Annotated in this window: 19 protein-coding genes, 1 tRNA gene and 2 pseudogenes; 7 read left to right on the top strand and 15 right to left on the bottom strand. The window is 73.6% G+C overall.

All coding sequences use genetic code 11. The features are described from left to right. Positions 1–143 precede the first annotated feature (143 nt). The 5 genes and pseudogenes from ABIC30_RS28890 to ABIC30_RS31880 all read right to left on the bottom strand — a co-directional run. The gene (locus tag ABIC30_RS28890; protein ID WP_354456525.1) at positions 144–1,706 is read right to left on the bottom strand and encodes a carbohydrate porin; all 1,563 of its coding nucleotides are present in this window, start codon (positions 1,704–1,706) and stop codon (positions 144–146) included. Positions 1,707–1,778: 72 nt separating this feature from the next. Continuing rightward, the gene (locus ABIC30_RS28895; RefSeq protein WP_354456526.1) at positions 1,779–2,705 is read right to left on the bottom strand and encodes a Gfo/Idh/MocA family protein; all 927 of its coding nucleotides are present in this window, start codon (positions 2,703–2,705) and stop codon (positions 1,779–1,781) included. A 1-nt stretch (position 2,706) separates the two neighbouring features. Then, on the bottom strand, positions 2,707–3,687 hold the full coding sequence (gene araD1, locus ABIC30_RS28900; protein WP_354456527.1) for an AraD1 family protein: 981 nt from the start codon (positions 3,685–3,687) through the stop codon (positions 2,707–2,709). Positions 3,688–3,759: 72 nt separating this feature from the next. Beyond that, positions 3,760–3,942, bottom strand: a pseudogene (locus ABIC30_RS31875) (aldehyde dehydrogenase (NADP(+))); the annotation flags it as partial. A 42-nt stretch (positions 3,943–3,984) separates the two neighbouring features. Continuing rightward, positions 3,985–4,305, bottom strand: a pseudogene (locus ABIC30_RS31880) (aldehyde dehydrogenase family protein); the annotation flags it as partial. Between the two features lie 174 nt (positions 4,306–4,479). On the opposite strand from ABIC30_RS31880, the gene ABIC30_RS28910 reads away from it, so the two are divergent. Then, positions 4,480–5,193: a FadR/GntR family transcriptional regulator gene (locus tag ABIC30_RS28910; RefSeq protein ID WP_244491948.1), complete on the top strand. Its 714-nt coding sequence runs from the start codon at positions 4,480–4,482 to the stop codon at positions 5,191–5,193. 75 nt (positions 5,194–5,268) lie between these two features. On the opposite strand, the gene ABIC30_RS28915 is transcribed toward ABIC30_RS28910, so the two are convergent. Both ABIC30_RS28915 and ABIC30_RS28920 read right to left on the bottom strand, forming a co-directional pair. After that, positions 5,269–7,068, bottom strand: a complete 1,800-nt coding sequence (locus tag ABIC30_RS28915) for an IlvD/Edd family dehydratase (protein WP_354456529.1) — start codon at positions 7,066–7,068, stop codon at positions 5,269–5,271. Beyond that, complete coding sequence (locus tag ABIC30_RS28920) at positions 7,065–8,228, bottom strand: aldose epimerase family protein (protein WP_354456530.1); 1,164 nt, start codon at positions 8,226–8,228, stop codon at positions 7,065–7,067. Before ABIC30_RS28920 ends, ABIC30_RS28915 begins: the two co-directional genes overlap by 4 nt. A 161-nt stretch (positions 8,229–8,389) precedes the next feature. Between ABIC30_RS28920 and ABIC30_RS28925 the strand changes: the two genes are divergently transcribed. Further along, complete coding sequence (locus ABIC30_RS28925) at positions 8,390–9,715, top strand: sugar MFS transporter (RefSeq protein WP_354456531.1); 1,326 nt, start codon at positions 8,390–8,392, stop codon at positions 9,713–9,715. A gap of 26 nt (positions 9,716–9,741) precedes the next feature. Beyond that, positions 9,742–10,605: an SMP-30/gluconolactonase/LRE family protein gene (locus ABIC30_RS28930; RefSeq protein ID WP_354456532.1), complete on the top strand. Its 864-nt coding sequence runs from the start codon at positions 9,742–9,744 to the stop codon at positions 10,603–10,605. Between the two features lie 258 nt (positions 10,606–10,863). Here the strand turns inward: ABIC30_RS28930 and ABIC30_RS28935 are convergent, their stop codons facing one another. Together ABIC30_RS28935 and ABIC30_RS28940 are read right to left on the bottom strand one after the other, a co-directional pair. Then, positions 10,864–11,085 (bottom strand): DUF6894 family protein, encoded by a 222-nt coding sequence (locus ABIC30_RS28935; protein ID WP_091980657.1) that lies wholly within the window; start codon positions 11,083–11,085, stop codon positions 10,864–10,866. Between the two features lie 699 nt (positions 11,086–11,784). Further along, entirely contained in the window at positions 11,785–12,465 is a 681-nt protein-coding gene (locus tag ABIC30_RS28940; RefSeq protein ID WP_354456533.1) for a DUF4142 domain-containing protein, read from the bottom strand. 334 nt (positions 12,466–12,799) lie between these two features. On the opposite strand from ABIC30_RS28940, the gene ABIC30_RS28945 reads away from it, so the two are divergent. Further along, the gene (locus tag ABIC30_RS28945; RefSeq protein ID WP_091682613.1) at positions 12,800–13,855 is read left to right on the top strand and encodes a LacI family DNA-binding transcriptional regulator; all 1,056 of its coding nucleotides are present in this window, start codon (positions 12,800–12,802) and stop codon (positions 13,853–13,855) included. A 12-nt stretch (positions 13,856–13,867) separates the two neighbouring features. Here ABIC30_RS28945 and ABIC30_RS28950 read toward each other — a convergent pair whose 3' ends face one another. From ABIC30_RS28950 to ABIC30_RS28960, 3 genes are read right to left on the bottom strand one after another with little or no spacing between them, the layout of a single operon-like run. Continuing rightward, positions 13,868–15,616 carry an ABC transporter ATP-binding protein gene (locus tag ABIC30_RS28950; protein ID WP_354456534.1) on the bottom strand — a complete coding sequence of 583 codons (1,749 nt, stop codon included), beginning with the start codon at positions 15,614–15,616 and terminating at the stop codon, positions 13,868–13,870. A gap of 13 nt (positions 15,617–15,629) precedes the next feature. Continuing rightward, the gene (gene fhuF / locus ABIC30_RS28955) at positions 15,630–16,448 is read right to left on the bottom strand and encodes a siderophore-iron reductase FhuF (protein ID WP_354456535.1); all 819 of its coding nucleotides are present in this window, start codon (positions 16,446–16,448) and stop codon (positions 15,630–15,632) included. Beyond that, positions 16,445–17,719, bottom strand: a complete 1,275-nt coding sequence (locus ABIC30_RS28960) for an MFS transporter (RefSeq protein ID WP_354456536.1) — start codon at positions 17,717–17,719, stop codon at positions 16,445–16,447. The genes fhuF and ABIC30_RS28960 overlap by 4 nt, the downstream gene beginning before the upstream one ends. Positions 17,720–17,944: 225 nt before the next feature. On the opposite strand from ABIC30_RS28960, the gene ABIC30_RS28965 reads away from it, so the two are divergent. Both ABIC30_RS28965 and ABIC30_RS28970 read left to right on the top strand, forming a co-directional pair. Beyond that, a complete protein-coding gene (locus ABIC30_RS28965) occupies positions 17,945–18,163 on the top strand; it encodes a hypothetical protein (RefSeq protein WP_020094759.1) in 219 nt (72 codons plus the stop codon). A gap of 375 nt (positions 18,164–18,538) precedes the next feature. Continuing rightward, the gene (locus tag ABIC30_RS28970; protein ID WP_354456537.1) at positions 18,539–20,245 is read left to right on the top strand and encodes a sensor histidine kinase; all 1,707 of its coding nucleotides are present in this window, start codon (positions 18,539–18,541) and stop codon (positions 20,243–20,245) included. Between the two features lie 179 nt (positions 20,246–20,424). Here the strand turns inward: ABIC30_RS28970 and ABIC30_RS28975 are convergent, their stop codons facing one another. The 3 genes from ABIC30_RS28975 to ABIC30_RS28985 all read right to left on the bottom strand — a co-directional run bounded on the left by ABIC30_RS28975 (position 20,425) and on the right by ABIC30_RS28985 (position 22,497). Further along, positions 20,425–20,814, bottom strand: a complete 390-nt coding sequence (locus ABIC30_RS28975) for a phage holin family protein (protein WP_042669436.1) — start codon at positions 20,812–20,814, stop codon at positions 20,425–20,427. A 79-nt stretch (positions 20,815–20,893) separates the two neighbouring features. Next, positions 20,894–21,319, bottom strand: a complete 426-nt coding sequence (locus ABIC30_RS28980; RefSeq protein ID WP_354456538.1) for an RNA polymerase sigma factor region1.1 domain-containing protein — start codon at positions 21,317–21,319, stop codon at positions 20,894–20,896. Positions 21,320–21,405: 86 nt separating this feature from the next. Next, complete coding sequence (locus ABIC30_RS28985) at positions 21,406–22,497, bottom strand: acyltransferase family protein (RefSeq protein WP_354456539.1); 1,092 nt, start codon at positions 22,495–22,497, stop codon at positions 21,406–21,408. Between the two features lie 177 nt (positions 22,498–22,674). Between ABIC30_RS28985 and ABIC30_RS28990 the strand changes: the two genes are divergently transcribed. Then, positions 22,675–22,751 (top strand) — tRNA-Arg (locus tag ABIC30_RS28990). Positions 22,752–22,840 lie beyond the last annotated feature (89 nt).

The following is a 22,840-nucleotide window of genomic DNA, read 5'->3' on the forward strand; positions in this document are numbered from 1 at the left end:
TCTCGTACACGAAGCCGCGCGCGGCGCGAAACGCCGCCGGCGGTCGCGCCCCGCGTCTCACGGTTGCAGGATGCCCCTCCCCGGCGCCCGGTTCCCGGGGAGCGCGACGCGCGCAGGGCGCGGACGCCGGGGTGGTCGGCGCGTCACTGGCTGCCCGGCCCCTTCGCGAGGCCGGCCAGGGTGAACAGGTCCACCGACAGTTTCGCGCCGATCACGAAGGCATCTGGGATCGGCTTCGGGCGGAACGGGAAGCGGGTCTGGTCCGGGTCGATCACGTATTGCAGGTTCGGCATCAGCCGCACCGCCGGGGTGAGCTGGATGCCGTAGCTCAGCTCCAGGATGGTCTGCAGGGACTCGACGGTCCGGGTGCCGAGCCCCAGCGACGCGCGCGCCGCCCGGATGTTGGCCGTGCCCAGCGGCGAGAGCTTCTCCATGGCGAAGACGAGGCCGAGGGTGTCGTAGGGCCGACCCGGGAAGGTGCCGGTCAGCACGGCGCCGCCCTCCAGGAAGTAATCCTGGGTCTGCCGGCCGCCGGTGCCGCCGATCACGACGCCGAACACCGACAGGCCCTGGACGCCGTTCGGATCCGGCCGCCAGACCATCTGGTCGAAGCGGGCGTAGACCGCCGACCGCCCGAACCGGGTCAGCGGATCGAGGCCGCTGAAGACCTGCGCGCCGCCCCGCCGGTCGAGCACGGGATCCGTGTAGTCCGACCGGTCGAACACGGCGCCGATGCTGTAGTTGCGCGGCAGCGGGTCGTTGCCGAAGTTGGTCGAGTAGCCGACCTCCACCGGCACCAGGACTCCGGTGGCGCCGTTGGTCGACCAGTCGACGCCGTTCCGGGTCGGCAGCTGGTCGCGCGGGTTCACCTCGTAGATGCCGGCGTGCAGGAACACCCTGTCGGTGACCCAGGCCTTGGCATGGCCGCCCCAGGTGGCGATCGGCCAGTAGGTGAAGTTCGTCAGCTTGAAGATGGACTTGGGCGCGCCGCAGGTCGCGTTGTTCTGGAAGTTGCAGTAGAGCGGCGAGGCCAGGAAGTTGGGGTTGGCGAGCAGACGGCCGACCTCGAGGTCGAGGCGGTTGTCGAGCAGCTTCTGCTGGTAGGACAGCAGCGTCAGGTGGGCGGTCTGGCCGCCGCCGTAGATCTCCTGCACGCTGCCGTTGAAGCCGATGTCATCCTGCGCCAGGCTCCGGCCGTGGCGCTGGGTGACGACGGTGTAGACCGAGCCGCCGTCGATGCCGGCGAGGCGGCCGAGATCGGCATCGAGGCCGAACGCGATCTGGCCCGCATAGGCCGAGCCCTGCCGGATGCCGCCGGACGGGTTGGCGGCGAACTCGCCCGTGTAGTTCAGGACCATGCTGATCCCGTTGCCGAGATCGAGGGTGCCCGGCGGCAGGCTGGGCGGCGTCGCGCTGCTGCCCTGCACGTCGAGGCTGGCGGCGGCGCTGCTGGCGCCCGAGAAGCTCCGCGCCTCCCGGATGACCCGTCGCCGGGCGCGGTTCGCCCGGTACCGGGCCTTCTGCGCCGGGCTCGCCTTCGGTCCCGGATTCACCGGGGCCGGTCCCCCGTCCGGTGCCGTCGCCTCGACCTGCGCGACCGCCGGGCCCGCGCCCGCCGTGATCGACGCGGCGCAGAACGCCAGCGCGGCCCATCGCCAATGCTTTGCCCGATGCTTGCCCCGATGCTTGCCCCGATGCTTTCCCATGTGTGACTCCCCCTTAACCGCGCGGCCTTGCCTGGCTCTGTCGCGTTCGTGTCCCGCAGGGGGACCTCCCGGTCAGTCCGTGAAGGCCTCCACCGCGCGGCGCTCGCCGCGCATGAAGGCGTCGGCGGCGTGGATCAGCGGATTCAGGTCGACGTCACTGGTGCCGGAGCGGACCAGGGCGGCGAAGCGGTCGTAGAGGCCGCGGTACTCCGCCTCGGGCGGGAGCGGCTGGTCGCGGCCGGCGATCGTGAGGGCGGCCCCGCCCCGCGACAGGACCAGGGGGCCGTCGTCGGTCTCGACGCGGATGTCCCAGGTCTGCGGCCCGGTCTGGCGCCAGTCGAACCGGGCGCGGATCGGGGTGCCGGCGGCGTCCGCGAAGTGCAGGTCGGCGGCGATCGGCGCCTGCCGGTTCGCCGGCACCGACAGGGTCGCGCCGGTGAGGAAGAACGGCGGCAGGATGTGGGTGGCGATCGACAGGGCGTTGATCCCCGGATCGAACACGCCCATCCCGCCCGCGTCCCAGATCCAGTCCTGGCCCGGGTGCCAGTGCCGGACATCCTCCAGCCAGGCGATCGCCACCGACCGGATCCTGCGGCCCGACAGCCACCGGCGGGCGGGCTCCACCCCCGGCGCGTAGCGGGAGTGCCAGCTCGCGAACAGGCTCACGCCCCGGTCCCGCGCGGCCGCGACCAGGAGCCCGACCTCGGCCAGCGTCGCGCCCGGGGGCTTCTCGAGGAAGACGTGGCGGCCCGCCGCGATCGCCGCCAGGGCCGCCGCGCACCGCGCCTGCGGCGGCTGGCACAGGGCGACGGCGTCGAGGTCGCCGTGCGCCGCCAGCATCGCCTCCAGGGTGGCGTAGCTCGGCACCCCGTCGAGGCCGCCGTGCCGGCTCGCCACCGCCACGAGCGCGTAGTCCGGCGAGGCGGCGATGGCCGGCAGGTGCTGGTCGCGGGCGATCTTGCCGACGCCCACGAGGCCGATGCGGATCGGGGCCGCCATGTCAGAGCACCCGCACGGACGGCGCGTCCGCCGGCGCGATCGCCAGCGGGTTGCGCAGGGGCCGCGTGAACGGCGCCGCCGCGATCTCGAACACGTCGCCCGGCCGGGTCGCGACGCCGTCGCTGAACGACAGGGTCGCGGTCCCGAAGAAGTGGACGTGCACGTCGCCGGGGCGCCGGAACGGCGCGTACTTGAAGTGGTGCCGCTCCAGATTGGCGATGCTGTGGGACATGTTGGCCTCCCCGGACAGGAACGGCTTCTCCCAGAGCACGGCTCCGTCGCGCAGGATGCGGCTCGTGCCGCGCACGTCCGGCGGCAGGGCCCCGAGCCACAGCTCCGGGCCGAGGGCGGCCGGGCGGAGCTTGGAATGGGCGAGCCACAGGTAGTTGCCGCGCTCGGTCACGTGGTCGGAGAACTCGTTCGCCAGGGCGAAGCCGAGGCGCACCGGCGTTCCGTCGGCGTCGATCAGGTAGATCCCGGCGATCTCCGGCTCCTCGCCGCCGTCGCGGGCGAAGGCCGGCGAGATCAGCGGCTCGCCGCAGGCGACGAGGCCGGAGCCGTCGCCCTTGTAGAACCACTCGGGCTGCGCGCCGGTCTCGCCCGGCGCCGGCTTCCCGCCCTCGACGCCCATCCGGAACATGCGCATCGAATCGGTCGGCGCCGGGTCGGTCGCGGCCGCGCGGTGCATCGCGTCGCGGCCCTCGGCGGAGCCGAGATGCGTCAGGCCGGTGCCGCTCAGCATCAGGTGCGCGGGATCGGCGTGGTCGATGGGCGGCAGGAGCCGGACCGCGTCGAGATCGACGGGCGCGCCGAGCCCCGCGTGCTCCGCCGTCGCGGTCAGATCGTCCCCCGCCGCGAGGGCCCTGTGCGCCAGGGCGAGCACGCTGTCGACGCCGAGCACCCGCCGCGCCCGGCCGTCGGCGAGCAGCGCGACGGCCCGCTGCCCGTCAGCCGCGCGGAATTGTAGGAGTGATCGTCCCATCTGTGTCCTCCCGGGGATGCCCGCTTCGGGGCGTCCTGAACGCGCGGCCGTCGAGGGTCGCGCGGCGGCCTGTCAGCGGCCGGGTTGCGGGGCGCGAGCGCTGTCGATCCGGCGCGCGCGGTGCCGGGGATTGTCCGGGCGCAGGAAGCGCTCGATCGCCGGCGGTCCGACCGCGCTGCTGCGGCCGTCCGAGGTCGCCGGGAACGGGCCGCCCTGCACCATCGCGGGGGCGACCTCCGCGCCGGTCGGCCAGCCCTTCGCCATGACCCGGCCGGACCTGCGGGCGGAGCGGACCGGATCCGCGAACAGGCGCGGCTGCCCAACCGCGCGGGCGCGCTCGCCCTCGACCCGCGCGCGCGGCTGGCCCGTCTCGGCCATCGCCCGCTCGATCGGCGGCGCACCGAGTTCGGCGATGCCGTCGGCGACAGCCTCGCGACAGCGCGCGCGTGTTTCCAGGGGCGCCCCGGAGACGTGCGGGAACGCCGCCTCCGCCGGGGCGCAGGCGGCCTCGACCTCCGCGGGGCCGGCGGCCCGGAAGACCGCGGCCGTGGCCGATTCGGCGGCGCCGCTCGGGACGCCGCCGCGGACCGAGACGGGCCCTGGCGGTTCACTACTCATACAAATAAGCTAGAGCAGTTCGCTCCCGGCAGCAAGTGCGGCCGCGGTCCCGGTGCGGCGGGCGTTCCTCTTTGCGCTCCTACAACTTCAGGATACGATCACGCCGTTCCTGCCCCGACCCGGTGGCCCGGACCGGAGGTGGATGCGGTGAGGCAGGAGCGGAGCTCGGAGAACGTGACGCTGCCCCTCGCCTCGGGGTCGCGCCGCATCCACGGCTCGGTCGCCCGCGATCTGGGCGCGGCGATCCTCGGCGGCCGCTACGCGCCCGGGGACGTGCTGCCCGGCGAGATCGAATTCTCTGAGAAATTGAACGTCTCGCGCACCGCCTATCGCGAGGCGATCCGCATCCTGAGCGCGAAGGGGCTCGTCGAGAGCCGCCCGCGCACTGGCACCCGCGTCAGCCAGCGCAGCCGCTGGAATCTGCTCGATCCCGACATCCTGGCCTGGGCCTTCGAGTCGGAGCCGAGCGAGTCCTTCATCCGCGACCTGTTCGAGCTGCGGATGATCGTCGAGCCGGCCGCGGCCGCGCTCGCGGCCGAGCGGCGCTCTGGCCTCGACATCGCCCGGATGGGGCACGCCCTGGAGGAGATGGGCCGCCACGGCCTCGCCACCGAGGCCGGGCGGGCCGCCGACCAGGCCTTCCACAACACGATCCTGGAAGCGGCCCGCAACGGCGCGCTGATCGCCCTGTCGAGCTCCATCGCCGCCGCGGTCACGTGGACGACGATCTTCAAGCACCGCCGCCAGGGCCTGCCCCGGGATCCGATGCCGGATCACCGCGCCCTCTACGACGCGATCGTGGCGGGCGACCCGGACGCCGCCCGCGCGACGATGACCGAGCTGGTCCGCCTCGCCCTCGCCGACACCGAGCTGGCGATGCGGCCCTGACGGTGCCGGCGGCGGGGCGCCGCCGGCCCGGACATCGCCCGAGTGGCCCGAGTGGCCCGAGTGGCCCCAGCGGCCTCAGTGGTTGTCGCGCGGCACGCCGCGCGTCTGCGCGATGCGCTGGAACGCCTCGGTGCCCTCCAGGATCGCCCCGGTGTGCATCTGCCCCACCGCGGCGCGCTGCATCGCCTGCCAGGGGGTCTGCGAGGCCGGATAGGCGTAGCCGCCCGCCGCCTCCAGGGCCGCGCGCCGCCGCGCGATCTCGTCGGCGTCGACCAGCATGTCGGCGGTGCCGCGGCGCAGGTCGATCCGCACCCGGTCGCCGGTGCGCAGGAGGGCGAGGCCGCCGCCGGCCGCCGCCTCGGGCGAGGCGTTGAGGATCGACGGCGAGCCGGAGGTGCCGGACTGGCGCCCGTCGCCGAGGCAGGGCAGCGCGTGCACGCCGGCCCGGATCAGCTGCGCGGGCGGGCGCATGTTCACCACCTCGGCCGCCCCCGGGTAGCCCACGGGCCCGGCCCCGCGCATGACCAGCAGGGTCTCCACGGTGATGCCGAGGCTCGGGTCGTCGATCCGGGCGTGGTAATCCTCCGGCCCGTCGAACACCACGACGGGGCCCTCGAAGGCGTCCGGATCCTCCGGGTTCGACAGGTAGCGGCTGCGGAACTCCGCGCCGATGACGCTGGTCTTCATCACCGCGGCGTCGAACAGGTTGCCGCGCAGGACCAGGAAGCCCGCCGCCTCCTTGAGCGGCCGGTCGATCGGCCGGATCACGTCCTCGTCCTCGATCGCGGCGCCGCGGCAATTGTCGCCGAGGGTGCGCCCGTTCACGGTGAGGGCGCCCTCGCGGATCAGGCCGCGGCGCATGAGCTGCGCCACCACCGCGGGCAAGCTGCCGGCGCGGTAGTAATCCTCGCCGAGATAGGCGCCCGCCGGCTGCAGGTTGACGAGGAGCGGCACGTCGAGGCCGTGGGTCTGCCAGTCCGCGATGTCGAGCGCGACCCCCATGTGGCGGGCGATCGCCGCGAGGTGGATCGGCGCGTTGGTCGAGCCGCCGATCGCGGAATTGACCGCGATGGCGTTGAGGAAGGCGTCGCGGGTCAGGATGTCGGAGGGCTTCAGGTCCTCGGCCACCATGGCGACGACGCGCTTGCCCGTCAGGTAGGCGGCCTCCTGCCGGTCGCGGTAGGGCGCCGGGATCGCGGCCGAGCCGGGCAGCATCATGCCGAGCGCCTCGGCGAGGGTGTTCATCGTGGTGGCGGTGCCCATCGTGTTGCAGAAGCCGGTCGAGGGCGCCGACGAGGTCACCAGCTTGATGAAGCCGTCGTGGTCGATCTCGCCGGCCGCCAGCATCTCGCGGGCCTTCCAGACGATCGTGCCCGAGCCCGTGCGCTGGCCCTTGAACCAGCCGTTGAGCATCGGCCCTACCGACAGGGCGATGGCCGGGATGTTCACGGTGGCGGCCGCCATCAGACAGGCCGGGGTGGTCTTGTCGCAGCCCGTGGTCAGCACGACCCCGTCGAGGGGGTAGCCGTAGAGCAGCTCCACGAGCCCGAGATAGGCGAGGTTGCGGTCGAGGCCGGCGGTCGGCCGTTTGCCGGTCTCCTGGATCGGGTGGACGGGGAATTCGAGGACGATCCCGCCCGCCTCGCGGATGCCCTCGCGGATCCGCTCCGCGAGGACGAGGTGGTGGCGATTGCACGGGGACAGGTCCGAGCCGGTCTGGGCGATGCCGATGATCGGCTTGCCCGAGCGCAGCTCCTCCAGGCTGAGGCCGAAGTTCAGGTAGCGCTCCAGGTAGAGCGCCGTCATGTCGATATTGTCGGGGTTGTCGAACCACGCGCGCGAGCGCAGGGGCCGTGCAATCGGTCGGTCGGTCATTTCTGGGTCCGGGGGGCGGGGCTGGTCGAGAAGCGGTAGGTGATCACGTTCCGGTAGGTCTTGCCGGGATCGAGCCGGGCCGAGCCGAAGGCCGGCTGGTTCGGCGTGTCGGGGAAGAGCTCCGGCTCCAGCGCCAGGGCGTCCGACTGGCGGTAGGCGAGGCCGGACTTACCGACCGCGGTCCCGTTGAGGTAGTTGCCGGCGTAGAACTGGAGGCCTGGCTGGTTGCTCGCCACGTCGAGGATGCGGCCCGATCCCGGATCCTCGACCCGCGCCACCGGGTGCGGCTCGGCCGTGGGCGCGTCGGTCACGACCCAGTTGTGGTCGTAGCCGCGCCCGCGCACGATCTGCGCGTCCCGCCCGTCGCGGATCCGCGCGCCGATCACCGCGGGCTCGCGGAAGTCGAAGGGCGTGCCGGCCACCGGCAGGTGCGCCCCGGTCGGGATCAGGGTGGCGTCGACCGGCGTGAAGCGCTCCGCCGGGATGGTCAGAATCTGGTCGAGGATCGAGCGTCCCGAGCCCTCGCCCGCGAGGTTGAAGAAGCTGTGGTTGGTCAGGTTGACGATCGTCGGCTTGTCGGTCGTCGCCTCGTAGGTGACCGTGAGGGTGTTCGTGTCGTCCAGCGCGTAGGTGGCGGTCGCCGTCAGCGTGCCGGGATAGCCCTCCTCGCCGTCCGGGCTGACGTAGCGCAGGGTGACCGAGGGGGCCGCGCCGCCCTTGACCGCGGTGATCGTCCAGAGCCGCTTGTCGAAGCCGGACGCGCCGCCGTGCAGGGCGTTCGGGCCGTCGTTGGTGGCCAGCGTGTAGGTCCGGCCGTCGAGGGTGAAGCGCCCGGCGCGGATGCGGTTGGCGTAGCGCCCGACGCTCGCGCCGAAATAGTTGCCCTTGGCCAGGTAGGAGGCGAGGTCATTGTAGCCGAGCACGACGTCCGCGGCCTTGCCGGAGCGGTCCGGCACGTCGAGGCTCCGCAGGAGCGCCCCCCACGACAGGATCCGCGCCGTGACGCCCTTGCCGTTCGTCAGCGTCACCTCCTCCACCGTCCGGCCGTCCGGCAGCGTGCCGAACACCGCCCGGGTCGGTTCGGCCGCCCGGGCCGGTGCCGGCGTCAGGCCCGGCAGGGCCGCACAGGCGCACAGCGCCAGGGATCCCACTCCACGCATCGCGCTCTCCCCCTTCGTGATTCCGCCCGCCGCGCCGGTCGTGCGCCGGACCGCGACGGGACTCGCGATTGACGTCCGCGAGCCCGATATATACTCAGACAAATAAAAGGAACAACACGGGACCCCGACAAGGCGGCCCGAGAGGCAGAGGACAACGCCGGATGGCAGGACCGATCGCGACCGCGGGGACCGCGGCGCCCCGGACGGGGGCGGAGGCCGCGCGCGACCGGGGCGGCTACCGCCCGGCCCTGTCGCTGCTGGCGAGCCTGTTCTTCATGTGGGGCTTCATCACGGTCATCAACAACACGCTGCTGCCGCACCTGCGCAGCGTGTTCGACCTCGACTACACGCAGACCACGCTGATCGAGTCCGTCTGGTTCATCGCCTACTTCGTCGCCTCGATCCCGGCGGCCAAGCTGATCGAGCGCGTCGGCTACCAGCGCGCCCTGGTGACGGGACTGGGCATCATGGCGCTGGGCACGCTCGGGATGATCCTGGCCGCCCACCGGGTCTCCTACGCGATCACGCTCACGGCCCTGTTCGTGATCGCCAGCGGCATCACCCTCCTGCAGGTCGCCGCGAACCCCTACGTGGCGGTGGTCGGCCCGGCCGAGAGCGCCCCGGCGCGGCTCAACCTCGTGCAGGCGTTCAACTCCCTCGGGACGACCCTGGCGCCGCTGTTCGGGGGCTACCTGATCCTCGGCCGCTCGGCCTCGGGCAACGCCGCCGCCGGGGCCACCCTGACCCCGGCCGAGCGCCTGGCCGACGCGCAGTCGGTGCAGCTGCCCTACCTGATCGTGGCGGTGGTGCTCGTCGTCCTCGCCGCGGTCATCGCCCGCTTCCCGCTGCCCGCCATCAGCGGTTCCGGCGGCACCACCGCCCGGGCCGCCAGGGCCGAGCGCGCCGGCCTGTCGCTCTGGCGCCACCGCAACCTCGTGCTCGGCGTGCCGGCGATCTTCATTTACCTGATCGCCGAGATCGGGGTGTCGAACCTGTTCATCAACTTCGTGTCGCAGCCCGAGATCGGCGACCTGACCCACGCCCAGGCCTCGCGCTACCTGTTCCTGCTCTGGGGCGGCATGATGGTCGGCCGCTTCGTCGGCAGCTACCTGATGCAGCGGCGCCCGGCCGAGACCGTGCTGGCCGGCGCGGCGGTCGGCGCCTGCGCGGTGATGCTGGTGGCGACCTTCGCGACCGGCCACCTCGCCCTGTGGGCGCTGATCTCGGTCGGCCTGTTCCACGCGATCATGTTCCCGACGATCTTCACCCTGGGCATCCGCGGCCTCGGTCCGCTCACCGAGGAGGGCGCCGGGCTGCTGATCATGGCGATCGCGGGCGGGTCGCTGGTGGTGGTGCAGGGCTGGGCGGCGGACCGGTACGGGCTGCAGCACTCCTTCCTGATCACCGCCGCCTGCGAGCTCTACGTCCTGTTCTACGCGCTCTGGGGCTGCCGGACCGGCGCCGCAGCGCGGCCGGCCGGCGCCTGAGCGTCGGCCAGATCGGGGAGCCCGCCATGGACCCGCGGATCCGCATCCTCGACCGGCCCCGGCGCGACCGGCTCGGCGAGGGCCCGATCTGGGTTCCGGACCGGGGCGTGCTGTTCTGGGTCGATATCGAGGCGCCGGCCCTGAACTGGCTCGACCTCGCCGACGGCGCCATGGGCACGCGCCCGTTCCCGGAACCGCTCGGCTGGATCATCCCCCGCGCGGGCCGGCGCGACTTCGTCGTCGGGCTGAAGAGCGGCTTCGCGACCTACCACCTGGAGGCCGACCGCCTCGCGCCGATCGGCGACCCCGAGCCCGACGATCCCGACAACCGCCTGAACGACGCCAAGGTCGATCTCGCCGGCCGGATCTGGGCCGGGAGCATGCACCAGGCCGAGACCGCGGTGTCAGGCGCCCTGCACCGGCTCGACCCGGACCTGACGTGGCGGCGGATGGATACCAGCTACGGCGTCGCCAACGGGCCGACCTTCAGCCGCGACGGGCGGATCCTCTATCACAGCGACAGCGCCGCCCGGACGGTCTACGCCTTCGACCTCGCCGCCGACGGGGCGCTGACGGGCAAGCGGCCCTTCCTCCGCTTCCCCGACGATTGGGGCTGGCCCGAGGGCATGACCACGGACGAAGAGGCCTGCCTGTGGATCGCCCACTGGGGCGGCGGCCGGCTCAGCCGCTTCGATCCCGCGGGGCGCCTGCTGCGCGCGATCTCCCTGCCCGCCCCCAACATCACGAGCTGCGCCTTCGCGGGTCCCGGCCTCGACCGGCTGTTCGTCACCTCGGCGGCGCGGGGGGCCGAGCACGTGCCGGAGGCCGGCGCGCTGTTCGAGCTCGACGTCGGCGTCGCCGGCCTGCCGCCCCGCGCCTTCGCGGGCTGACCGACCCGGCGCCGAGGACGTTGAGTCCCCTGCGCAGATCTTTCCTCCAGCGGGGCGGGTCCTCCGGCGGCCGGGCTGCCGCGCTGCGGCGGGCGGTCGCGGGTCGGCAGTCGCGGGCAGGCGGTCGCGGGATCGTGCGTCGGCGTCCTCCGGATGGGGGATGCGGCCACCCTGTGGCGGGTCTACGGTCGGGCCTTCTCCGAGACGAGATCACCTTCAGCCCGCCCGGCCAGGCCGCGGCGGGCTTCTTGTCGGGCGCTACCGCCGGATCGGCAGCCGGTGGCGGGCGTGCCCGGCGGCGTCGCGCACGACCAAGCTCCAGGACCGGTCGGGATCGGCGGCGCAGACCTCGTCGGCCATCTCGGCGATGACGCTGCGCGCCTCGGCCATGGCCTCGGCCAAGCTGCCGACCTCCACGCCGTCGTCGTCCCGGATCGTCTCCTCGCCGCTCTCGAGGTCGAAGTAGAAGCGCTCGGACACCGACCTCCCCCCTGCTGCAGCCCCGCGGCGAACGTCCGGATATCTCTACGTAGTGCGATACACGACTGGGAAAGGTCTTCGGTCGGATAAACCTTAATGCATCTAAAACATGGAGTTTGCTCGGATCTGCGCCGTCCGCCCGAGATTCCGCTCACGTTATCAAGTACAAGAATCCCCAGCGTCCCCCCGCCGTCGTCCGACGGCCCGGAGCGGTGGCGCGCCTGAGCCGGGGCCCCGTGACATGTCGACCTCCGCCAACCCGCCCGACCCGTGCGCCGAGACGGCCGCGCTCCGCAAGGACAAGCTGCGCGCGCACATCAGGAGCGTGCTGTCGACGATCCGGTCCCATCATACGGGCCGCGGGGCGCCGTCGATCCGGGCCACGGGCTACGTCCTTGGAGGGTGGTTCTGCGGCTCGGCCGCGGCAACGATCCCGCTTTTTACGTAGCAACGGTCCGTCCAAGGGATGTGTTTCTCGAGGCGCCGCGATCCGGCGTTTCGAACGGCGTCCCATGGCAGAGAACACCCAGCTTCGATCCCATATCCGCGGCGTGCTGCTCAGATTGGTGCGGCGCCTGCGCGATCGGGCCGGCTGACGGGGTCCTGTTCGAGGCCGGTGGGACAATTGCGAGACAACTACGAGACAACCGCGAGGAGGCCGGTGCGCCGCGTGGCGCACCGACCCCGTCGTCCGGCCGCTTACCCCGGCTGAGCGCCCATCATCGCCTGCATCCGATCGAGCCGGGCGATGTGCAGGTTGATCAGCGGCAGGGCGCCGCGGGCGATCGCGCGCAGGCCGGGATCCTCGCCCGACCGGGCGTAGGCGCCGTGGATGCCCAGCGCCTCCTGATGGCCCTGGAGCGAGGCGTTCACGAAGGTGGCGTCGTATTGCGGCCCCGGCGGCATGGCGCTGAGCTGCGCCAGGATCTGCGCCTTCTGCGCGTCGGTGGTCATGCCCTGGGCCGGAGCCGGTCCGCCGAGCACGCCGCCGACGACACCGCCGGCGACACCGCCCGCCGCATTCACGGCCGTGCCGGCCACCGCCACCGGCGCCGCGACGAGGCCGCCGATCAGGCCACCCGGGCCCGCCGCGGCCGGGCCCGGGATCGGGGCGCCGCCCGTGTAGGCGCTGATCTTGCGGGCGAGGTTCACCTGTTCGACCACCTCCGCGCGGGCGAACTTCTTGACGGCGGGATTGGTGGTCTTCGCGTGGGCGTCGCGGGCCGTGTTCTCCAGGAACAGGCCGCCGCCGGTGGCCATCTGGAGATAGGCGCCGGTCGGAATCGCGCCGGCCGGCGTGACCTGCGCGAGGGCTGTGCGGGTGACCGCCAGGGCCGCGGTGGCGCCCAGCATCGTGGTGAGGAGAGCGCGTCTGTGCATGCGACGGTGCATCATGGGAGTGGCATCCGGATTGGGTGAGGCACCCGACGCCCCGATCATCGCTTGAGGTGCTGCCCGGCGAACCGCACAGGGGGGACAAGGTTCCTGCCCGGCGGGCCGTCCGAACGGCGGGATCGGGGCACCGAGAAACCGCAGGATGGATCGGATTTCGCGCGCGAATGACCGGTCCTGCGCAGCCTTTGCGCGGGCATACGCCGTCTTCGCCGCCCGGCCCGCGGCTTTATCTCCGATCGATACAGATCTAGATTGGCGCACCGAACGAGGCGGCGCCGCGCGGGGGGCGCGGCCATCCGGACCGGCTCTCGAGGTGACGATGGGCCAGACGACGATCAAGGACGTCGCCCGACGGGCCGGCGTGAGCTTCCAGACGGTCTCGCTGGTCCTGAACCACCCGCAGAAGGTCGCCCGGACCACGCGCGAGACCATCGAGACGGCCATGCGCGACCTGGACTTCGTGCCCAGCCTCGCCGCCCGGTCCCTGCGCAAGAAGCCCAGTCGCAGCATCGCCTGCGTGTTCGCTCCGGCGCCGGAGCCCGCCGCCGACGGGGGCCGCCCGGGGGAGACGGCCGATCACGGCCACGTCCTCCGGACCTTCGGCACCGTCACCGACCGGCAGGGCTACACCCTGGTCCACCGCTGCCGCCGCGCCGACGACCCGGACGGCCCGGGCCGGATCGCCGGCCTCGTCAGCGAGGCCCGGGTCGACGGCCTCGTGGTCTTCGCCGAGGATCGGGACGACCCGCTGATCGGCCTGCTCCAGGCCAAGCGATGCCCGTTCGTGGTGTTCGGCCTGGAGGTGCCCGGCACGCACTACGTCGCGCTGGCGGAGCGCGACGCGGTCCACGGGGCCGTCCGCCACCTGATCGCGGCGGGGAGCCGGTCGATCTGCCTGCTCGCGGGCGACGCGCGCCGGCCCGCCGCCGCCACCGAGCGGTTCCGCGGCTACCAGGATGCCCTCGCGGAGGCGGGGCTGCCCCTGCGCGACGCCCTCGTGGTCTCCTGCGACGGGACCGCCGCGGGCGGCTACCGGGCCGCGCGGGCTCTCCTGGAGGCCGGACCCGGCGCCCGGCCGGACGCCGTCGTGGCCGCCAGCGACCGGGTGGCGTTCGGCGTGCTGCGGGCGCTGCACGAGGGCGGCGTGCGGGTCCCCGCGGAGATCCGCGTCGTCGGCTTCGACAACCTCAGCCAGGGGGCCTACGCGGTCCCGAGCCTGACCTCGGTCGATGTCCCGGTGCTCGACATGGTCCGGTCCGCCTTCGCGACGCTGGTCGAACTAATCGAGGGGACGCGGGCGCCGGACGACCTCGCCCAGACGCTTTTCCCCGCGCGCCTCGTCGTGCGCGAGTCGAGTGCGCCGGCGGCACCCTAGCGAGGCCGGCTCTCACTCCGCCGCGAGGACGCCCGCGCCGGCTTCGCCGCGCCCGAACTGCGCCGCGTGCAGGCGGCTGTAGGGGCCGCCGGCGGCGAGCAGTGCCGCGTGCCGGCCCTCCTCGACGACCCCGCCCTCCCCCAGGACCACGATGCGGTCGGCGTCCCGGATGGTGGCGAGGCGGTGGGCGATCACCAGGGTCGTGCGCCCGCGGGCGAGCTCGGCGAGCGCCCGCTGGATCTCCCGCTCGGTCTCGGTGTCGAGCGCCGAGGTCGCCTCGTCGAGGATCAGGATCGGCGGGTTCTTGAGGAAGACCCGCGCGATGGCGATGCGCTGCTTCTGGCCGCCCGACAGGCGCACGCCGCGCTCGCCCACCACGGTGTCGAGGCCCTCCGGCAGGCTGTCGATCAGCCCGCCGAGACGGGCGCGCCGCGCGGCGGCGTCGATCTCGGCCTCGGCGGCGTCGAGGCGGCCGTAGGCGATGTTCTCCCGGATCGTGCCGGCGAACAGGAACACGTCCTGCTGGACGATGCCGATCTGGCGGCGCAGGCTCGCCAGGGTGATGTCGCGGATGTCGATCCCGTCGACGGTGATGCGGCCCGCCTCGACCTCGTAGAAGCGCGGCAGCAGGGCGCAGAGGGTGGTTTTCCCGACCCCCGAGGGGCCCACGAACGCCATCGTCTCGCCGGCCGCCACCGCGAGGTCCAGACCGGTGAAGACCGGGCGGCCGGGCCCGTAGCCGAAGCCCACCCCCTCGAAACGGATGTCGCCGCGCAGGGCGCCGACCGCGCGGGCGCCGGGCCGGTCGGTGATGTCGGGCTCGGTGGCCAGCAGTTCCTGGTAACGGCGGAAGCCCGCGACCCCCTTCGGGTACGTCTCGACCACGGCGCCGATCTTCTCCAGCGGCCGGTAGAACACGCCCACCAGCAGCAGGAAGCCCACGAAGCCCCCGGGCGTCAGGTCGCCCCGGACCACGAAGGCGGCGCCGCCGAGCAGCACCGCGATCTGGACGAGGCGCAGGCCCAGGTAGTTGATCGACAGGCCGGCCGCCATCAGCCGGTAGGCCTCGAGCTTGGTGTCCCGGTAGCGGGCGTTGTCGAGGGCGAAGAGGGCGCGCTCGTGGGGCTCGTTGGCGAAGGCCTGCACCACCCGCATCCCGCCGACATTCTCCTCGATCCGCGCGTTGAAGGCGCCGACCCGGCCGTACTGGGCCTGCCAGTTGCGGGTCATGCGGCCGCCGTAGCGGATCGACACGAACGCGATCAGCGGCAGGATCGCCGCGGTGATCAGCGCCAGCGGCGCGTGGACGTAGAGCATCAGCGCGAAGGCGCCGAACAGCGTCATCACGGCGATGAACAGGTCCTCGGGCCCGTGATGGGCGACCTCGCCGATCTCCTCCAGGTCCTTGGTCACCCGGGCCACGAGGTGGCCGGTCTTCTGGCCGTCGTAGAAGCGGAAGGAGAGCTTCTGCAGGTGGTCGAAGGCCCGCGCCCGCATCGTGGTCTCGATGTTGATGCCGAGCACGTGGCCCCAGTAGGTGACAACCACCATCAGGCCGGCATTGGCGACGTAGACCAGCGCCAGCGCGGCCGCGGCGAGCAGGATCAGGCCCCAGTCCTGCCGGGGCAGCAGGCTGTCGATGAAGCCCTTCACGGCGATGGGGAAGCCGAGCTCCAGCAGGCCCGACAGCACCGCGCAGCCGAAATCGACCAGGAACAGCGTCCGGTACGGCCGGTAATAGGCGAGGAAGGCCTTCAGCATCGCGCGGCTCGGATCAACGTTGGGCGGCGCACTCGACGGGGCAGAGCGCGCCGCAGGACGGCACCCCCGGCAGGCGGTGGCGCAGACAGCAGACGCGCCGCCGCCGGCAGCCCGAAGGTCCCGGGCAGAGCGCCTGCGCAAGAGGACTCTCGAGCGGGCTCCTAGCGCAGCCGGGGCCGGCGCGCCATCCGAGGCAGGCCGCGACGTCGTCACAGGCGGCGGCGTGGTCTGCGGCGCGGGCGGTAGGGCAGGTGGTGGTACAGGCGCTCGCGCAGGTGGTGCCGGCCCCCTCCCCGTCCCCAGCCAGCCCGGCGAGCGGGTCCCCGAGTTCCCGGGCGACGTAGTCGAGGATCACCGCAGCGTTGCCCCAGAGGACCCTGGGGGCGATCCCGCACCGGGCGTGGCAGAGCTCGACGAACGGGCGCAGATGCGCCTCCACCAGCCCGGTCAGGCCGGGCGCCGGGCAGGCCGCGCGGGCCGACGCGTCCGCGGGCAGGCGGAAGCGGCACGGGCGGCCGGCCGCGTCGAGCTCGAGGCTGACCGCGTCGAAGGCGAGCGGCAGCGGCCGGCCGAGGCGCACCAGGGCGGTCAGCGCCGGCGTCGCCAGGGCCGCGAGGTAGAACTGGCTCCAGTACGAGACCCGGACCCGCGGATCCGCGGTCCGGAACGCCGCGCCGAACCCGGCCCCGAAGGCCGCCAGCGTCGCGTCGAACACGGCCCCGTCGCGCAGGGCGCCGAGGGGCAGCGCCTCCGGGCCGCCGGGGCCCTCGGCGATCCCGTCCCGGTAGGCCGCGAGCGTGTCGGGAACCTGGGCGGCGACCTCGGCGATCATCGCACCGCCCCGTCGTCGCGCAGGGTCCGGTCGACCGCGACGGCGAGCCACGCCACCGCGGCGGCGTAGAGCGGCAGGGTGGCGGCGAAGTAGCCCGGCCAGCCGATCCAGCCGGCGAGCGCCGGGGCTGCCACCCGCAGCGGCATCGCGGCGAAGAAGGCGGCGCCGAACAGGAGCGCGTAGTCGGTGGCGGGCTTCGGCCCCTGGGCCCAGCGGTAGATCATGTTGAAGACCGGCACGCCCAGGAACCCGCCCGCGACGAAGCCCAGCACGGCGGCGGTGATGCCGAGATCCGGCACCCGGCCCGCGCAGGCGACGACCATCAGGCCCCCGGAGGCCAGGACGCCGAGGGCCCCCACGGCGATCAGCCGGACCGTGCCGAACCGCGCGGCCAGCCATCCGGCCGCCAGCGCCATGACGAGGTTCACGGCCGGGAGCACGGTGCCGGTGAGCGTGCCGACCTGCCCGAGCGGGACGCCGAGATCGAGGAGCGCCAGGGTGTTGGGCCCGCCCACGAGGTAGGAGGCGGCGAAGTAGGCGCCGAGCACCAGCACGCGACCGCCCAGGCGGCGCAGCCGCGCCAGGGAGCCCGACCAGCGTTCCGGGCCCGCACCGGCCGCGGTGCCGGCACCGCGGCCGGTGCGGGTCTCGCGCAGGCGCGACTCCCGGTAGCCCAGGATCGGCAGCAGGCAGAGGGCGTCGAGGGCCGCGCAGGCCAGGACCGCCCCGCGCCAGCCCAGGCTGTCGTAGGAGCCGACCAGCACGCCGACCCCCAGGATCCCGCCGAGGGAGGCGCCGCACAGCTTGGCCGAGGCCACGAAGGCGCGCCGCTCCGCCGGCACGGTCTCGACCACCAGGGCCTCGAGGGCGATGTCCATGGTCGCCACGCAGGCGCAGGCGGCGATCGCCAGGGCGAGCAGCGCCGGGAGCGGCCAAGCCTCGCCGAGGCTCAGGACGACCAGCAGGAGCACCGAGGCGGCCTGCGCGGCCGCGATCCAGCCGATCCGGTGGCCGAGGATCGGCAGGCGGAGCCGGTCGAGCAGGGGTGCCCACAGGAAGGTGAGCCCGACCGGCAGGTTGATGAGCTGCAGCAGCCCGACCTCGGCCAGCTCCACGCCCCGCGCCCGCAGGATCAGCGGCGCCCCGCCGGACAGGAAGCCGAGCGTCGCCCCGAAGGTCACGTACAGGCAGAAGAACGGCGCCAGCGGCCGCAGGGCCGCCAGGGTGTCGACGACCCGGGTGCCGATGGCGGGTCCGGCGGAACCGGTCATCGCCCCCCGCACGCCGTACCTCGACCGGTACCACGATCCGGGCCGGTCCGGAGACCGCAGTTTATAATCACACTAATCTATTGATTTACCTCGGTTTTCGCTGTTTAGAGAGGCCTGTGCCGGGGATCAAGCCGGCGGGTATTCGCGGCGCGCCGCCCCGCCGGATCCGGCGTTAACCTTTCGTCAACCATGCCCCCGACAGAGTCCCCGGCGGAGGGCTGAGCCATGACCCGACGCCGGGATTTCGACGCGCTGAGCGAGGCGCAGATCGCCGCGGACCGCACGCAGGGACGCTGGGTCGAGCCGAGGGCGGGCTTCCGGCCGGCCGGGCCGCGGGCCGTGTCCGATCTGCTCGACACGATCCAGCACGTGGCCGAGGCCGCGACCGGCGAGCGCAGCTTCCTGCACCTGCGTCCGGAGGCCGGCCGGCCCCGCGGGCGCTGAGGCGAGCCGGCCCACGGTCCCGCCGCCCCGACCGCGCGGCGCACTGGCAAGGGCCGACCGGTTCTGCAACAACGCCGACATGAGACGGCGTCCGGCCCTCGAATCCGCCCCCGCGCGCGCCGATCGCATCCGCCCGATCCGGCGGCGCCCCATGGGCGCGGCCGCGGCGGCCGGGCGGCTGGTCGGCCATGGCGGCCTGCCCGGCGGCCGCGACGGCCGGATCCGAGGGGCCAGGTCATCACCGGCTCCGCCGAGAACGCGACCTTCGCCACCTGCGGACTCGAATCGGGGATGCGGATGATCACCGAGCCGTACTCCGTGGAGACCCTGGCCGCGCGGGCGCCCGCGCCGATCGCCGGTCGCGACTGACCGCCGATGCCGCTGTCGCTGACGACCCGCATCCTGCTGCTCGTCCTGCTCGCCCTCGCCCCGGCGCTGGCGATCCAGGGCTACAACGAGGTCGCCCTGCGGGCGAGCCGCGACGCGGCCGTGCGGGCCGACGCCCGCGCCACCGCGCGGGACGTCGCGGAGGATTTCGCCCAGATCTCCGAGCGGATGCAGCAGGCCCTCGACCTGATCTCCGAGGATGCCACCGTGCAGGTGCGGGAGCCGGTGGCCTGCACCGCCTACCTGCGGCGGGCTGCCGCGCGGCTGCCGCACGTGCTGCTGATTGCCCTCACCGACCCCGACGGGGCCGTGATCTGCGACAGCGCCGGCGCGCCTGCGGGCTCCTACTCGAGCCGCGGCCGGGCCTATCACCGCCGCGCCCTGGAGCGGGGCGGCTACGCGGTGGGCGGCTACGCGGTCGGCTTCCAGACGAAGCGGTCGTCGATCCACTTCGCCCGGGCCGTCCATGTCGGCGAGTCGGCGGGGGCCCCGGCGGGCGTCCTGCTCGCCGCCGTCGACCTCGACTGGCTCTCCGATCACCTGGAGCAGGCGCTCCATCAGCCGGAGACGGCGATCACCGTGACGGACCGGGACGGCCTGATCATCGCCCGCCGCCCGGACGAGGCGGCCTGGATCGGCAGGCCGATCCCGCCCGACCGGGCCGCCATGCTGGAGGCCCAGGGCAGCGACGTCCGCGTCGCCGCCGGCCTCGACGGCCGGAAGCGGATCATCGCCACCGCGATGCCGGACGGCCCGCTGGCCGGGGTGCGCGTCGTCGTCGGGCGCGACTACGCCACCGCCTTCGCGGATATCGACGCCGCCACCCGCCGCGGGCTGATCCTGATCGCCCTGGGGGCGGCGCTGGCGCTCGCCGCCGCCCTCGTGGCCGGGCGGGTGTTCATCCGGCGCCCGGTCGACCGGCTCCTGCGCACCGCGGCGGCGTGGCAGGCCGGCGACCTCGCCGCCCGCACCGGCCTGCGCGGGGCCGCGGAGTTCGACCGGCTCGGCAGCAAGCTCGACGCCATGGCCGGCACCCTCCAGCGCAACACCGCCGAGCTGCGCGCGGAGATCCAGCGCGGGCGCGCCCTGCAGGCGCAGCAGGGCACGATGCTGCACGAGCTGAACCACCGGGTGAAGAATACCCTGGCCACCGTCCAGGCCCTCGCCCGACAGTCCCGCGGCTCCGCGGAGGTCCTGGAGGCGCGGATCCTGGCCCTGTCGAAGACCCACGACCTCCTGACCCGCGAGGACTGGAGCGGGGCCCCCCTGCGCGAGGTGCTGGAGAGCGAGCTCGGACCCTACCGGACCGGCGACGACCAGATCCGCCTGGACGGGCCGGACGTGTCGCTGAGCCCCCGCGAGGTGCTGGCCCTCGGCATGACGGTCCACGAGCTGACCACCAACGCGGCCAAGTACGGCGCCCTCTCGGTCCGCGAGGGCCGCGTCCGGGTGGCGTGGTCGCTCGCCGCCGGCGCGGCCGGGGAGCGGCGCCTGCGGATCAGCTGGGAGGAGCGCGGCGGCCCGCCGGTGCGGGCGCCGACCCGGGTGGGCTTCGGGACGCGGCTGATCGCCGGCGGCGTGCGGCGCGAACTCGCCGGCACCGTCGACCTCGCCTTCGAGGCCGAGGGCCTGCGCTGCCGCCTCGACGTCCCGCTCGATCCGGGTCTCGGCACCATGCTGGCGCCGACGGGCTAGGTGCAGACCGGCTCGGGCGGATTCAGTCGTCGGAGCAGAGCTTTGAGCACGGATCCTGGCAGATCGGTTGAACGCGCTCCTCCGCACGCCGCGCGTCGCGCGCGGTCGACCCGCGCTCAGAGTGCGCGCGAGCATTCCTCTGAAACGCGTTGATACCTTTGGGTTTTCCGGTCCCGGTCTCACGCGCCGGCGCGCGTCACCTCCTGGACATCGCGCTTCACCTGCCGCCACGTCCGCCAGGGCTCGAGGTTCGAGAGCGCCATCCGGCGGGCGCCCATCCAGCCGAGGCCGAGCGCGATGACGAGGAACGGCGCGGCGACGATCAGCGCGGCCGGCGCCTCGGCACCGAACGGCACGGCCAGCAGTTTCACCACGGCGTCGAGGCCGAGGAAGAAGGTGACGATCAGCAGCACCGGGATCGTGCCGACGATGGCGATCAGCGACACGATCGCCCGGAAATTGCCGTCGACCTCCGTCCGCGCCAGCGTGAGCAGCGCCTCGACATGCGCCGTGCCCTCGCGCAGGGCCGCGATCAGCAGGGCGAGGGTTCCGTCCGGGGTCTGACGCATGGATACGAGAATCCTCGGGGCCGTCACCGGCCGGCTCTCGCCAACGGAGCCGCGGCCCGATGCGTTCCGCGCCGGGCGCTCACAGCATCAGGAGCACGGCGCCGAGGATCAGCACGGTCGCCAAGCCTGCCAGGAGGACGGCCCGGCCGGCATCGGCGCCGTCGTCCGGGACCGGCTCCGGGGCGGCCGGCGCGGCGGATGCGGGCGCCGCGAAGGCCGCGCCCTGCCCCGCCTCCGCCTCCGCGGCCCGGACCGGCGGCGTGCCGGGCCGCGGCGCCGGAAGCGCGACCGAGACCGGGATCGCCCGGTCCGTCGGGGGGCCGAAGGCCTCCGGCTCGACGCTCACGCCCGCCGCCTCCAGCTCCAGCATCACGAGGACCAGGGCGTCGACGTCCATCCGCTCGACGGGCAGCGCGGCGCGCAGATCGTCGGCGGTGAGGAGGCCCCGGTCGCGGCCGAGGGCGACCAGCCGGTCGAGCGTCGCGCGATCCAGAGCCTGCGTCATGTCCCGCCTCCGCGGCCGCGTCCCGATGGTCCATCGAGAACGCGCCGGGGTGGCGCCGGTTACCGGCGGCCGCGGGTGTTCCGGCGCTAGGCCCCGAGCGCGGGCGCGGCCGCCGAGATCGCGCCGGGCTCCGGCCGCGCGCCGCCCGGTCCCGGCCGGAACCGGAGCATCGGCCGCTCGATGAGGTACCAGCTCAGAAGGCCGAGCGGGATAGCGGCCGCGAGGGCGAGGGCGGCGACCGTCCAGGGCGAGATGCCGGGGATCCGCGCGACCAGCAGGTTCTGCACCGGCCACGCGTAGAGGTAGAGCCCGTAGGACGGGTCGACCTGGGCGGTGGCGCGGCTGAGGGCGGTGGGGCGCACCGCGAAGGCGAACCAGAAGATCAGGTAGCCGCCGAGGATCGCGAAGGCAGGCTCGGCCAGCGGTCGGCTGAACATCAGCGGCAGGAGCAGCAGGGCGGCGCGGGTCGCGCCGCGCCGCGTGTAGGCGATCCGGTCGGCGAACAGCCGGAAGGCGCCGCCGCAGCAGAACACGAAGGTGAGGCGGATCATCTCCGACAGGGATCCGAGGGTGTCGCCCGGATGCCCGACGGGCAGGAAGAGCCAGCGCAGGGCGAGGAGGCTGCCGAGCCCCCCGAGCAGGCCGAGATAGCGCCCGCGGCGGCGCAAGGCGCGGGCGGTGCCGACGAGGCCGAGCAGCAGGTAGCAGCCGAACTCGCACGGAATGGTCCACATCGAGCCGTTGAGCAGCGGGTAGGGCAGCTCGGCGAAGGCGCCCGGGACCACCGGCATCAGCAGCAGCGACAGTCTCAGCAGCGTCTCGAGCGGCGAGGCGGCCGCGAGGTTGCCGCCGCCGAGGGGCGCGACGACGGCGATGCAGAGCAGGGACGCGACCACGAAGGCCGGGTAGATCCGCAGCGCCCGCCGCGCGAGATAGTCGCCGAAGGAGCGCTTGGCGCGGTAGCTCGCGGTGATCAGGTAGCCGCTCACGAGGAAGAAGCCGTCGACGGCTATCTCCCCTAGGGACAGGGTTCCGAAGACCTGCGTCAGCAACTCCCGAGACCGGTTCCCGTCCACGAGTTCGGGGGCGTGCGCGAGGATCACGAGGCCCGCGAACAGGAGGCGCAGGGACCCGAAATTGTTCGCCCGCGGATCCCGGCCGCCCGTCGTCTCCGCCACCCCTGCCCGCTCCGCGACGCCTCTGCCCGCCGCCCAGGGGCCGGGAAACGGCGCGCGAAGGCAAGGACGCTGGGGCAACACGCGCCGGAGATTTGGCCGCGGCGCCCGCGTCCGCACGCGACGGTGCGGGCGCCGTTGCGCTCCCGGCGCGGTTGGGCTAGGGAATGGCCACGGCCAGCACCCGTAGCTCAGCTGGATAGAGCGTTGCCCTCCGAAGGCAAAGGTCACACGTTCGAATCGTGTCGGGTGCGCCAATCTTCTCAAGACGTTAGCGGGGCTCGGCCCTGCCCCTCGGGCGGATCGTGTCGCCCGCTTGCCCTTCGGTGCGGGCGGCGTGATCCGC

It is taken from the genome of Methylobacterium sp. 1030 (assembly GCF_040544715.1).
Classification (GTDB): Bacteria; Pseudomonadota; Alphaproteobacteria; order Rhizobiales; family Beijerinckiaceae; genus Methylobacterium.